Origin of the sequence: Brachybacterium alimentarium, assembly GCF_002332425.1 — a bacterium.
GTDB lineage: Bacteria > Actinomycetota > Actinomycetes > Actinomycetales > Dermabacteraceae > Brachybacterium > Brachybacterium alimentarium.
On record NZ_NRGS01000022.1, the window covers coordinates 224,132 to 236,827 of the forward strand.

10 protein-coding genes are annotated in these 12,696 nt (G+C 71.7%); 9 read left to right on the plus strand and 1 reads right to left on the minus strand.

Features of this window, described 5'->3' with window-relative positions; translation table 11 throughout:
- Positions 1–44: 44 nt before the first annotated feature.
- From CIK71_RS13430 to CIK71_RS13470, 9 genes are all read left to right on the plus strand, one after another.
- Positions 45–1,115 (plus strand): tRNA (adenine-N1)-methyltransferase, encoded by a 1,071-nt coding sequence (locus CIK71_RS13430; protein ID WP_096166175.1) that lies wholly within the window; start codon positions 45–47, stop codon positions 1,113–1,115.
- Positions 1,116–1,160: 45 nt separating this feature from the next.
- A complete protein-coding gene (gene arc / locus CIK71_RS13435; protein WP_096166234.1) occupies positions 1,161–2,741 on the plus strand; it encodes a proteasome ATPase in 1,581 nt (526 codons plus the stop codon).
- A 65-nt stretch (positions 2,742–2,806) separates the two neighbouring features.
- Positions 2,807–4,441, plus strand: coding sequence for a depupylase/deamidase Dop (dop, locus tag CIK71_RS13440; protein WP_096166235.1), 1,635 nt, complete (start codon positions 2,807–2,809; stop codon positions 4,439–4,441).
- Between the two features lie 9 nt (positions 4,442–4,450).
- A complete protein-coding gene (locus CIK71_RS13445) occupies positions 4,451–4,639 on the plus strand; it encodes a ubiquitin-like protein Pup (RefSeq protein WP_096166176.1) in 189 nt (62 codons plus the stop codon).
- A 4-nt stretch (positions 4,640–4,643) separates the two neighbouring features.
- The gene (gene pafA / locus CIK71_RS13450) at positions 4,644–6,029 is read left to right on the plus strand and encodes a Pup--protein ligase (protein ID WP_096166177.1); all 1,386 of its coding nucleotides are present in this window, start codon (positions 4,644–4,646) and stop codon (positions 6,027–6,029) included.
- 126 nt (positions 6,030–6,155) lie between these two features.
- On the plus strand, positions 6,156–7,109 hold the full coding sequence (locus CIK71_RS13455; RefSeq protein ID WP_096166178.1) for an FKBP-type peptidyl-prolyl cis-trans isomerase: 954 nt from the start codon (positions 6,156–6,158) through the stop codon (positions 7,107–7,109).
- Between the two features lie 34 nt (positions 7,110–7,143).
- Positions 7,144–7,524, plus strand: a complete 381-nt coding sequence (locus CIK71_RS13460) for an FKBP-type peptidyl-prolyl cis-trans isomerase (RefSeq protein WP_096166179.1) — start codon at positions 7,144–7,146, stop codon at positions 7,522–7,524.
- A gap of 131 nt (positions 7,525–7,655) precedes the next feature.
- Positions 7,656–9,761, plus strand: coding sequence for a primosomal protein N' family DNA-binding protein (locus CIK71_RS13465; protein WP_176485652.1), 2,106 nt, complete (start codon positions 7,656–7,658; stop codon positions 9,759–9,761).
- 87 nt (positions 9,762–9,848) lie between these two features.
- The gene (locus CIK71_RS13470; RefSeq protein ID WP_096166180.1) at positions 9,849–11,465 is read left to right on the plus strand and encodes an SLC13 family permease; all 1,617 of its coding nucleotides are present in this window, start codon (positions 9,849–9,851) and stop codon (positions 11,463–11,465) included.
- Here CIK71_RS13470 and CIK71_RS13475 read toward each other — a convergent pair.
- A complete protein-coding gene (locus CIK71_RS13475; RefSeq protein ID WP_245857565.1) occupies positions 11,459–12,604 on the minus strand; it encodes an MFS transporter in 1,146 nt (381 codons plus the stop codon). The genes CIK71_RS13470 and CIK71_RS13475 overlap by 7 nt on opposite strands.
- Positions 12,605–12,696 lie beyond the last annotated feature (92 nt).

The window sequence follows — 12,696 nt, forward strand, 5'->3', positions numbered from 1 at the left end:
ACTCTTCGACGCAGACGTCTCACGGTGCGTCATATGCTGGACGCATGACTGATCAGCCGCAGCCGCCCGCCGCCCCTGACGAGGCTCCGGCCGCTGCTCCCCGCCCGTCCGGTCGGGGCCTGGACCGCACCGGTCCCTTCGAGATCGGCGACAAGGTGCAGCTCGCCGACGCCAAGAACCGTCTGCACACGATCACCCTCAAGGAGGGCGGGGAGTTCCACACCCATCGCGGTGTGCTCCGCCATGATCAGCTGATCGGTGCCGAGGACGGCGTCGTGGTCGAGGACCTCCACGGCACCCGCTACCAGGCGCTGCGCCCGCTGTACTCCGACTACATGCTCGCGATGCCGCGGGGCGCCGCGATCATCTACCCCAAGGACTCCGCCCAGATCCTCATGTGGGGCGACATCTTCCCCGGCGCCCGGGTGCTCGAGGCCGGCGTCGGCTCCGGCGGACTGACCACGGCCCTGCTGCGCGCCGTCGGGCCCGAGGGCACCGTGCACTCCATCGAGCGCCGCGAGGACTTCGCCGAGGTGGCGCGCGAGAACGTCGAGACCTACTTCGGTGGCCCGCACCCCGCGTGGGACCTCTCGGTCGGCGACTTCCAGGACCTCGCCCCGACGCTGTCCCCGGGGGAGCCCGCGGTGGACCGGGTGGTGCTGGACATGCTCGCCCCGTGGGAATGCGTGGACGCCGCCGCCGAGGTGCTCGTCTCCGGAGGCGTCTACCTCGCCTACGTCGCCACGGTCACCCAGCTCTCCCGCACGGCCGAGGCCCTGCGGGCCCACGGCGAGTTCACCGAGCCGTACGCCTGGGAGAGCTTCGTGCGGCCCTGGCACCTCGAGGGTCTCGCCGTGCGCCCCGAGCACCGGATGAACGCCCACACCGGGTTCCTGCTCACCGCCCGGCGCACCGCGCACGGCACGCAGGCGCTGACCCGGGTGACCCGACCGGCGCCGGGCTCCCGTCTCGAGGAGGAGCTGAACCACCCCGACAACGAGGGCTTCGGCGGCTCCGATGCCGAGTGGGGACCGCAGGACGTGGGCGAGCGCGGTGTGGCCCCGCGCAAGCTGAAGCGGGCCCTGCGGGACATCCGCCAGGGCCGCGATCGCTGATCGCCCGCTGACCACCGGCTCAGAACAGGAAGGAGAGGCATGACGATGAAGACCTACGCGGAGATGACCGCTGAGCTCGAGAAGCTCGCCGCCCACAACGAGCGGCTCGTCGGCGGGCTGCGCAGCGCCCGTGCCCAGATCGTCGAGCTCAAGAGCGATCTGGAGCGGGTGGGCGATCCGCCGAACTCCTATGCGACCTTCCTACGCCGCGCCGAGGGCACCACGATCGACGTGCTCCACAACGGGCGGCGGCTGCGGGTCGCGACCGCTGCGAGCCTGGACCTCGACGCCCTGCATCCCGGCGCCGAGCTGCGCCTGAACGAGGCCCTGGCCGCCGTCGAGGCCGTGCCGCCGGGAGACGCCGGCAACGTCGTCCCCGTGGTCGAGTCGCTCGCCGACTCCCGCGTGCTGGTCGCCGTCGCGCCCGACGACACCCGGGTGCTGCGCCGGGCCGGTGAGCTCGCCGAGGAGGCCCTCCACCCCGGGGACCACGTGCTCGTCGACCTCAAGGCCCAGCTCGTGATGGAGCGGATCGACCGCGCCGAGATCACCGACCTCGTGCTCGAGCAGGTCCCCGACGTGTCCTTCGAGGAGATCGGCGGGCTCGGCGAGCAGATCGAGGCGATCCGCGACGCCGTGGAGCTGCCCTTCCTCCAACAGGACCTCTATCGCACCTATGGCCTGCGCCCGCCCCAGGGCGTCCTGCTGTACGGGCCGCCCGGATGCGGCAAGACGATGATCGCCAAGGCCGTCGCCCACGAGCTGGTGCTGCGCAGCGCCGAGGTGCGCGGCGTCAGCGTCGCCGAGGCGCTCGAGAACTCCGCGTTCCTCAACGTCAAGGGACCCGAGCTGCTGAACAAGTACGTCGGCGAGACGGAGCGCTCGATCCGGCTGGTGTTCGAGCGCGCACGGGAGAAGGCCGCCGCGGATCATCCCGTGGTGATCTTCTTCGACGAGATGGAGGCGCTGTTCCGCACCCGTGGCACGGGCCTGTCCAGCGACGTCGAGACCACGATCGTGCCGCAGCTGCTCGCCGAGATCGACGGCGTCGAGGGCCTCGACAACGTCATCGTCATCGGTGCCTCGAACCGTGAGGACATGATCGATCCGGCGATCCTGCGGCCCGGACGCCTCGACGTGAAGATCCGCGTGCGCCGCCCCAACCAGCGCGCCGGTCGCGAGATCCTGGGCCTCTACCTCGACGACGCCGTCCCCATGCGGGAGAGTCGCGAGGCGCTGCTGGACGTCGCCGTGCGCGAGATCTACGACGAGGGACCCGACTCCGCGTTCGTACGCCTGGAGTTCTCCGACGGCACCCACGAGACGCTCCACTTCCGGGACTTCGTCTCCGGCGCGACGCTGCGGAACATCACCGACCGCGCCAAGAAGCTCGCGGTCAAGGACCAGCTCTCCACCGGCAGCGTGGGCCTCACCTCCCAGCACCTGATCGACGCGATCACCGCCGAGTTCGTCGAGAACGAGGACATGCCCTCCGCCGCCCATCCCGAGGATTGGGCACGCATCTCCGGGACCCCGGGCGGCTCGCGCCGACGGGTGGAGGCGGTGGTGCCGCTCCAGGGCCGCTCCCGCGCGGCCGACGCGAGCTTCGAGGAGGACCAGCGGTGACCGGCGCCCACGACAGGCAGCACGACGTGCAGGATTCGCAGGAGGCTCTGACCACCGAGCGCGTCATGGGCATCGAGACCGAGTTCGGCGTCCTGCACGCCGACCTCGAGGACCGGTCCCGGGCCGGCGCCGGCAGCTCGATCCTCCTCTCCCACCTGGTGGTCGGGGCCTACGCCCTGCTCGATCCGCAGGAGGGGGAGCGCGGTCGACGTGTGCGCTGGGACTACGGGGACGAGACCCCGCTGCGGGACGCCCGCGGCTTCGAGCTGCAGCGCGCCGCCGCGCATCCCACCCAGCTGACCGACGAGGTCCGGGACGCGCACGTGCCCAGCGTCGATCTCGACGCTCCGCTGGCCGGTCCCGAGCTCCCCCCGGACGGGGACGACGCCGAGGTGCTCACCTGGGCGGCCCAGCGCTCGATCGGTAACGCGGTGCTGACCAACGGCGCCCGCTGGTACGTCGACCACGCCCACCCCGAGTACTCCGCCCCCGAGGTCATGCGTGCTCGCGAGGCCGTCGTCGCCGACCGCGCAGGGGAGGAGATCGCCCGGCGCGCCATGACCATCCTCGCCGCCGCCGACGGCATTCCCGAGGTCGCCCTGTACAAGAACAACACCGACGGCAAGGGCGCCTCGTACGGCACCCACGAGAACTACCTCGTGGACCGCGCGGTGCCGTTCGAACGGGTCACCGCCGCGATGCTGCCGTTCCTGGCCACGCGCCAGGTGCTGGTGGGGGCCGGGCGCGTGGGACTGGGCACCCGCGGGGAGCGCCCCGGGTTCCAGCTCTCCTCGCGCGCCGACTTCATGGAAGCGGAGGTGGGCCTGGAGACCACCCTGAACCGCCCCATCGTGAACACCCGCGACGAACCCCATGCGGATCCGTCGCGCTTCCGCCGTCTGCACGTGATCATCGGCGATGCGAACCTGCTGGAGGAGGCCACCTTCCTCAAGCTCGGCTCCGCGTCGCTGATGCTCGCCGCACTCGAGGCGGAGCACCGCACGGGGCGCCCGATCCTGCCGGATCTGCGCCTGGAGGATCCCGTGGCCGCCGTGCACACGATCAGCCATGACCCGTCGCTGAAGGCCACCGTGACGCTGGCCGACGGCCGTGAGCTCACCGCGCTCCAGATCCAGCGCGAGCATCTCCGCGCCCTCGCCGAGGTGGCCGACACCTCCGATGAGGAGACAGCGCAGGTGATCGCCGCGTGGGGCGAACTCCTGGACCTGCTCGAGCAGGACCCGTTCCTGGCCGCGGACCGCGTCGAATGGGTCGCGAAGCTGCAGCTGCTGAACCGCTATCGCGAGCGCCACGGCCTCGAGTGGGGAGACCCGCGGCTGTTCATGATCGACCTGCAGTACTCGGACCTCCGGCCCGGGCGCGGCCTGTTCGAGAAGCTGCGGGCCGCCGGCGCGGTGCGCACGCTCGTCGGCCAGGAGGAGGTCGACGCCGCGCTCACCACCGCACCGACCTCCACCCGTGCCCATCTGCGCGGTGGGCTCATCGCCGCTCACCGCCGACTCGTGCCGGCGGCCGGGTGGGACACCATCACCCTCGCCGGCGAGGACAGCGGATACCGTCTGCGCCTGGCGGACCCGCGCCTGGGCTCGGCACTGTGGTGCGAGCGCCACGGCATCGACCTGACCACCGATCCCGAGACGATCCTCGACGCCCTGCGCCGAGCCGTCTCACCGTCCTGAGGAGGAATCATGTCCCAGCAGTCCCTGAACGGCCCCGGCACCGGACCCGAGGACGAGCAGTCCGAGGCCGCCACCGGCGGCGGCCAGACCTTCGCCTCGGCGCAGGCCTCGGACGACCTGCTCGACGAGATCGACTCGGTGCTGGAATCCAACGCCGAGACCTTCGTGCGCTCCTTCGTCCAGAAGGGCGGGCAGTGACCCGATGAAGCGTCGCGTCGGAGGGTTAGAGACCGAGTTCGGCCTGGTCTGCGTGCGCGCCGACGGCTCCCGGGCGATGGAGCCCGAGGCCGCCGCCCGCGAACTGTTCCGGCCCGTCGTGGCCATGGGCCGCTCCTCGAACGTGTTCCTGCGCAATGCCGCCCGTCTCTACCTCGACGTCGGCTCCCATCCCGAGTACGCGACGGCGGAGTGCGACGACTGGTGGGAGCTGGTGGCGCAGGATCGCGCCGGAGAGCGGATCTTCGCGGATCTGGCTCACCAGGCCAATGAACGCCTGGCCGCCGACGGGCAGGACGCGCAGATCCACCTGCTGAAGAACAACGTGGACTCCGCCGGCAACGCGTTCGGCTCCCACGAGAACTACCTCGTCGATCGACGCGGCGAGTTCACCCGGCTCCCGAAGTACCTGCTGCCGTTCCTGGTGACACGACAGATCGTCACCGGCGCCGGTGGCGTCGTCGCGGACGAGGACGGCCCCCGCTTCGTGTTCTCGCGCCGCAGCGACCACATGTGGGAGGCGGTCTCCTCGGCCACCACCCGCACCCGGCCGATCATCAACACCCGTGACGAGCCCCACGGCGATCCCACTCTGTACCGCCGTCTGCACGTCATCGTGGGCGACTCGACCATGAGCGAGGTCTCCACGCACCTCCGATTCGCGACCACCGATCTGGTGCTGCGGGTGATCGAGTCGGGCCGCGCGCTGCCCGAGCTCGCGCTCCGAGATGACATCGCCACGATTCGCGCCGTCTCGCGGGACTCCTCCGGTCGCCAGCGGATCCCACTGGCCGACGGCGGGACCACGAATGCCGTCGACGTGCAGCAGCGGTGGCTGGATCTCGCCGCTCGCTTCGCCGAGGACGAGGAGCACGAGGTGCTCGACACCTGGCAGAAGGCGATCGATGCCGTGGCGACGGGTGATCGTTCCTGGGCCGCGACCCACCTGGACTGGGCGATCAAGGAGCGCCTGTTCGAGCAGGTCAGGGAGCGCAGGGCAGTGGCGCTCGACGATCCGTCGATCGAGCGCCTCGATCTCGCGTACCACGACATCGATCCCGGTCAGAGCGTCTTCCAGACGCTGCAGCGACGTGGGCTGGCACCGGCGGAGCTGTCGGAGGAGCACATCGCCTCGGCGCGAGAGGCGGCGCCTCGCACCACCCGTGCGCACCTGCGTGGGCAGGTCGTCGCCGCCGCCCAGGAGCACGGGGTGGACCATGTCGTGGACTGGACCAGCTTCCGCCTGACCAGGCCCGGTGCGATGCCCGTGCAGGTGCTCGATCCGTTCGCGACCTCGATGCCGGAGGTCGACGCCCTGCTCGAGGAGATCCGCTCGCGGGGCGAGGACGCCACCCCGGCGCCTCCCGCGTGAGGGGATGCGAGGGGACGTGGGAGACGGTGAGCACACCGGCCTCCACAGCCTGAGAATCCTCACGCCCCGTCCCACGTACGCTGGTCCTCGTGCCCCGCTCGGGGCCCCCTCTCTGAAAGGCCCTTCGTGATCCGCCGCCGCACCCTGCTGACCACCGCTCTCGCCGTGTCCACCGCCATCGGCCTGGCCGCCTGCACCGACGACGACACAGGCGGCGGCACCACGTCGGACGGCGGCGGCGCCTCCGACGGCGGCGGTGGCGATCCCGCGCTGGACGCGGTGACCATCAGCGAGGACGTCGGCAAGGAGCCGACCGTCGAGTTCGACGCACCGCTCCAGATCAGCGCGGCCGACGCCCGCATCGTGGTGCCCGGCGACGGCGATGCGATCGCCGAGGGCGACATGGTCATCTGGCGCGACATCTACGTCGACGCGAGCTCCGGCGACATGCTGCAGTCCTGGTGGCAGGGCGGCCCTGCGGGCGGTGTGCAGGTGACGGCGGAGGCGATCGGGGAGGAGGCCTTCGCGGTCTTCTCCACGATGACCGTCGGCTCCCGCTTCGCGATGGCGGGCTGGCAGACGGACCAGTCCGGCCAGGCCCGCTCCCTGGTCCAGGTCGGCGACGTGGACCGCGTGGTCTCCACGCTGCGGGCGGAGGGCGACCCGGGCAAGCCGTCCGGGGACTTCCCCGAGGTGACCCTCGACGACGACGGCGCTCCGGCCATCTCCGGCGCCCCGGAGGGCGACGCCCCCACGAAGACCACCCGTGAGGAGCTGATCCTCGGCAAGGGGGACACCACCCGCGAGGGGGACTTCCTCACGATGCACTACACCGGCTGGAAGTGGTCCGACGGCTCGCAGTTCGACTCCTCCTGGGAGCGCGGCGCGCCCTTCTCCTTCGTCCAGGGGCAGGGCAAGGTCATCGCCGGCTGGGACGAGAATCTGCTGGACCTCGCCGTCGGCAGCCAGGTCATGCTGGTGGTCCCGGCCGACGAGGCGTACGGCGATCAGGGCGAACTGGCCGACGAGACCCTGATCTTCGTCATCGACGTCCTCGACGCCGCCCACTTGGCAGACTGACCCACGACCCGACCCATCCACCCGAGGAGAACACATGGATCGCAGCAAGCCCGAGATCGAGCACCCCGAGGGCCCCGCGCCCACCGAGCTGGTCAGCACCGATGAGATCGTCGGCGACGGCGAGGAGGCAGGCCGCGGCGACGTGGTCGACGTCCACTACGTCGGCGTCTCCCATTCGACCGGCGAGCAGTTCGACGCCTCCTGGGACCGTGGCGAGCCGCTGCGCTTCCAGCTCGGCGTCGGGCAGGTCATCACCGGCTGGGACGAGGGCGTGCAGGGCATGAAGGTCGGCGGCCGTCGTCGTCTCGACATCCCCGCGGCGCTCGGCTACGGCGACATGGGCGCCCCGCCCGTCATCGCGCCGGGGGAGTCCCTCATCTTCGTGTGCGACCTGGTGGCGGTGCACAAGCGCTGACCACGCACGCCACCGGGACGGCGGGGGAGCAGGAAGGGGAGCAGGCGAGCCTCTTCGCGGCCCCCGCCGTTCCCGTCCCCGACCCCGCACCCACGGACCCGGGCCGCGAGAACGCGGCCCGGGTCCGTGGGCTGCGCACCACCGCCGGTTTCGAGATCGTCGACGAGCTGCCGGTGGCGAGCGTGCGCCTGATCGGCGTGCTCCCTCACCTGGACCGCCCCTTCGAGTACGCGGTCACCCCCTCCACAGCGGCCGCCGCTGCCGGTATGCGGGTGCGCGTGCGCTTCTCCGGCCGCGACACCGAGGGCATCGTGCTGGGGCGCCACGAGCATCCCTCCACCGACCGCGCCTTGGCGCCCCTGCACCGCCTCGTCTCCGAGGACGTGGTGGTGCCGCCGGCCATGATGCGCGTCTGCGAGGACGTCGCCGCCCGGTACGCCGGGACCGTCGGCGACGTGCTCCGCCTCGCCCTGCCACCGCGCCATGCGCGCGCCGAGAAGGCCGACCGCGCTGCTGCGGCAAAGGCCGAGGAGGCCGCGCGGGCGGAGCCGACCTCGGAGGCGACCGCGCCGCCGGGCGACGCAGAGCAGGCCGTGCAGGTCGACGACGCGGGATCGGCGGAGGACGCCGAGAGCACGTCTTCCGGGACTCCGCAGACCGCTGAGCCCCGCACCGCCGAGCCCCGCACCGCCGATCGCTATCCGGGCCTCGCCGCCCTGCTCTCCCGCGCCGGCAGCCCCGAGGGTCCGGTACCGCGCGCATCGATCACGCTGGACCCGGTCGATGCCTGGACCGTCGTCACTGCGGAGGCGCTCGAGGGCCTCGACCCGGCGCACGGCGCCCTGGTGATCGCGCCCGATCAGCGGGACGTCGCGCGGCTGAGCCGTCTGCTGCAGGAGCGGGGGATCGACCATGAGGTCCTCGCCGGGACCGAGGGACCGGAGAAGCGCTACCGCACCTTCCGTCGCATTCTGCGAGGCGCGACCAGGATCGTGCTCGGCAACCGGTCCGCGGCCTTCGCCCCGGTCCAGGACCTGGCCCTCGTGATCTGCTGGGACGAGGCTGACGACCTGCTCGAGGAGCCCCGCGCCCCGTACCCCCACGTCCGGGCCGTGCTGCAGTGCCGCTCCCGTGAGGAACGCTGCGCACTGCTCTTCCTGTCCTCGAGCGACTCGGTCCCGTTGCACGCGCTCTCCGAGGCCGGATACCTCGCGCGGCTCGAGCCGGTGCCCGCCCCCGTCACACAGGTGCGGCCCCACATCGTGGCCATGGATCAGTACCTGCGTGACCGGGAGGGCCCCTCGGGCAGGTCACGGATCCCGCAGGAGGCGATGCGCGTGATCCGCACGGGCATCACCCGCGGGCCGGTGCTGGTGCAGGTCCCGCGGTCCGGCTACGTCCCCGCGATCGCCTGCACCTTCTGCGGCACCCGGGCCCAGTGCCCGGAGTGCTCGGCCCAACTGTCGATCTCGCACCGCGGAGGGCACCTGCACTGCCGCGTCTGCGGCCGACGCGAGGACGGCTACCGCTGCCCGGAATGCGACCGCACCCAGGTGCGCGCCATGGTCATCGGCTCCACCCGCACCGCGGAGGAGCTCCACCGCGCCTTCCCGAGCTCGCCTCTGAAGGTCTCCGGGGGCGCCCACGGCGCCCTCGAGGACGACGACGTGCCGGACGACGCGATCGTGGTCGCGACACCCGGCTCCGAGCCGGCCCCGCCCGGAGGCTTCGCCGCGGCCCTGCTGCTGGACGCCGATGCGATGCTCGGCCGCGCCGCCTTCGATGCGGACATCGAAGCCATCCGTCGCTGGCGCGGAGCGATCTCCCTGGTCCGCACCGCCGATGAGGGAGGAGAGGTGCTGGTGGTGGGCACGGCGACCCTGCCGGCGATCCGCGACCTCGTCGCCCACCGCTCCCGGGTCTTCCTCGATCGTGTCCTCGCGGACAGGCAGGATCTCGACCTGCCGCCGTTCAGCCGGGTCGCCGAGATCGTGGGGGACAAGACCGCCTGCCGCAGCTTCCTGGACAGCGTCGAGCTGCCCGACGGCACCGCCGTCTTCGGTCCTGTCGACCTGGAGGGCCCCGATGCCGGCGGGCGGGCCCGAGCCGTGGTCCGCCTGGAGCCGCATCGCTCCCGCGAGCTCGCCGATGCGCTCCGCGCCGGCGTCGCCTCCCGCTCGGCCCGCAAGGTCCCGGGCTCCCTGCGGGTCCGGCTGGACCCGCCCGACGTCTTCTGAGCGGGTCGGCTGCCGACCCGGTCCCGGTCGGCTAGTGTGATCGTTCGCACCCGTACTCCACCGCACCGTCGCGATGAAGGGATCCTGATGCACTCCGATGCCTCGACCTCGGCGAACTCGTCGACCGAGGACCGCCCGGACCTCGCCGACGGCGAGAGGGCCCCCGCCGAGCACGGTCGCACGATCGTCGTCCGCCGGCTCGGCCTGGTGCTGGGCCTGGTCCTCGCGATCGTCCTCTACCTGATCATGCCGGACGACGCCTCGCACGGCGCCAAGCTCACCGCGGCGACCGCGGTGCTCATGGCCGTGTGGTGGATGACCGAGGCGCTGCCGATCCCGGCCACCGCCCTGGTGCCGTTGGTGGTGTTCCCGGTCCTGAACACGGACGTCGGCTTCGACGACGTGGGCGGCTCCTACGGCAACAACATCATCTTCCTGTTCATGGGCGGCTTCATGCTGGCCCTGGCGATGCAGCGCTGGAACCTCCACAAGCGCATCGCCCTGGCGATCGTCGGCATGATCGGCACCAGCCCGTCGCTGCTGATCCTCGGCTTCATGGTCGCGACCGGATTCGTCTCGATGTGGGTCTCGAACACCGCGACCGCCGTGATGATGCTCCCGATCGGCGTCTCCGTGCTGCTGCTGGTGAACAAGCTGCGTCTCGAGGACGCCGCCGCGAAGGGGGAGGAGCCCGGCGAGGGCGTCGACCCGAACCCGGATGCGGACCATTCGACCACCACCGCGGTGCGGTCCAACTTCGGGACCGCCCTGATGCTCGGCATCGCCTACGCAGCATCCATCGGATCGCTCGCCACGATCATCGGCACCCCTCCCAATGCCCTGCTCGCGGCGCACATGAGCCAGGACTTCGGGATCACGATCGGCTTCGGTCGCTGGATGATCGTGGGCGCCCCGCTCGCGGTCGTGTACATGGTCATCGCCTGGCTCCTGCTCACCAAGGTGCTGTTCAAGCCGGAGATCACCGAGATCCCCGGCGGCGTCGAGCTGATCCGCACCGAGCGGAGGTCGCTGGGGAGGATCTCCTCCGGTGAGGTGCGCGTGCTCGCGATCTTCGTGCTCGCCGCCGTGAGCTGGGTGTTCGTGCCGCTGCTGTGGGATCTGGTGCTCGGCGCCGAGCCGCCGATCAGCGACGCCGGCATCGCCATGGTCGTCGCGCTGCTGCTGTTCGTGATGCCCGCGGGCGCCGCCCGCGGGGTGCGTCTGCTGGACTGGGAGGCGGCCGTGAAGCTGCCGTGGGGCGTGCTGCTGCTGTTCGGCGGCGGCCTGGCGCTGAGCAAGCAGTTCAGCGATTCGGGCCTCACGGAGTGGATCGGTCAGGTCACCGAGCACATCGGCGGCCTGCCCGTCGTGCTCGTGGTGATGATCGCCGCCGCCGGCGTCCTGTTCCTCACGGAGCTCACGTCCAACACCGCGACCGCCGCGACCTTCCTCCCGGTCGCGACCGCGGTGGCGGTGGGCATCGGCATCGATCCGATGCTGCTGGCCATCCCGGTGGCGATCGCTGCGACCTGCGCCTTCATGCTGCCGGTCGCGACCCCGCCCAACGCGATCGCGTACGGCTCCGGCTACGTGCAGATCCCGCAGATGGCCAAGGGGGGACTGTGGCTGAACCTCATCGGCATCGTGCTGATCACGGCGACCACGATGACCCTCGCGGTGTGGGTGTTCGGCCTGGTCTACTGACGCGGACGCAGCGCGGCGAGCGCGAGCACCGCCGCCACCACGATCCCCGCCGCGACCACGGCAACGGTCGCCGGCCAGCCGGCGCCCTCGTACACGTAGCCCACGCTCCAGCCCAGGGCGCTGGCTCCTGCGTAGTAGGAGAGGTTGTACAGGCCCGTCGCCTGGGACCGGGCGCCGTCGGCCCGCGCACCGGCCCAGCCGCTCGCGATCGAATGCGCACCGAAGAACCCCGCCGTCATCACCACCAGACCCAGCAGGACCAGCAGGAGCGGGCCGGCGAGGGTGACGAGCAGGCCCAGCAGCATCACGCCCATCGACGCCAGCAGGACGGCCAACCGGCCGTGTCGCGCCGCGAGCCTGCCGGCGAGCGGGGAGGAGACGGTGCCACCGAGATAGGCGAGGAACACCAGCCCGATCAGCCCGGCGGGGATCAGGTACGGCGGGGTGCTCAGATGGAAGGCGAGATAGTTGTAGATCGCCACGAACCCGCCCATCAGCAGGAACGCGCAGGCGTACAGGCCCAGCTGGCCGGGATCGCGCAGCGTCCTGAGCAGCCGCGCCGTACGGGTGTCCCCGTGGCGGGGGTCGAGCCGTACGAAGCGCCTCTCCGGCGGCGCGGTGAGCACGAAGGTCGTGGCGGCGATCGCCGCCAGGACGGCGACCGCGGTCATCCCCGCCCGCCAGGACAGGGCGTCGGCGATCGGGGTGGCCACCACCCGCCCCAGCAGGCCGCCCACCGTGGTGCCGGCCACGAACCATCCGGCGGCGATCGTGCGCGCCTGCTCGTCGACCTCCTCGGAGAGATAGGCCATCGCGAGCGCCGGCACCCCGCCCAGCGCGACGCCTTCCAGGAAGCGCAGTCCGAGCACCAGCTCGAAGGTCGGCGCCCAGGCGGAGGCCACTGCGAGCACCGTTGCCGACGTCACGGCGATGACCATCGCGCGCAGCCGCCCGAGCCGGTCCCCGACGAAGGACCACGGGAGCACGGCGAGCGCGAGCCCTCCGGTCGCGGCGGAGACGGTGAGTGCCGCACGCTCCGCGCCGATGCCGAGATCGGCGGAGATGAGCTGGAGGATCCCCTGGGGCGAATAGAGCTGCGCGAACGTGGCGATCCCCGCGCAGACCAGTGCGGCCAGCATCCGCCGGTACGCAGGGGACCCGATCGCGTGGCCCGGTGTGACGTCCCCCGCCATCAGAGCACGAGGGGGCGACGACGGGGCATGGCACCACT

What these genes read in the sequence shown, in the direction of transcription:
- arc (WP_096166234.1), top strand. Translation starts at nt 1,161, where the DNA reads ATGAAGACCTACGCGGAGATGACCGCTGAGCTCGAGAAGCTCGCCGCC.
- CIK71_RS13470 (WP_096166180.1), top strand. Translation starts at nt 9,849, where the DNA reads ATGCACTCCGATGCCTCGACCTCGGCGAACTCGTCGACCGAGGACCGC.
- CIK71_RS13445 (WP_096166176.1), top strand. Translation starts at nt 4,451, where the DNA reads ATGTCCCAGCAGTCCCTGAACGGCCCCGGCACCGGACCCGAGGACGAG.
- dop (WP_096166235.1), top strand. Translation starts at nt 2,807, where the DNA reads ATGGGCATCGAGACCGAGTTCGGCGTCCTGCACGCCGACCTCGAGGAC.
- CIK71_RS13475 (WP_245857565.1), bottom strand. Translation starts at nt 12,604, where the DNA reads ATGCTGGCCGCACTGGTCTGCGCGGGGATCGCCACGTTCGCGCAGCTC.
- CIK71_RS13460 (WP_096166179.1), top strand. Translation starts at nt 7,144, where the DNA reads ATGGATCGCAGCAAGCCCGAGATCGAGCACCCCGAGGGCCCCGCGCCC.
- CIK71_RS13430 (WP_096166175.1), top strand. Translation starts at nt 45, where the DNA reads ATGACTGATCAGCCGCAGCCGCCCGCCGCCCCTGACGAGGCTCCGGCC.
- pafA (WP_096166177.1), top strand. Translation starts at nt 4,644, where the DNA reads ATGAAGCGTCGCGTCGGAGGGTTAGAGACCGAGTTCGGCCTGGTCTGC.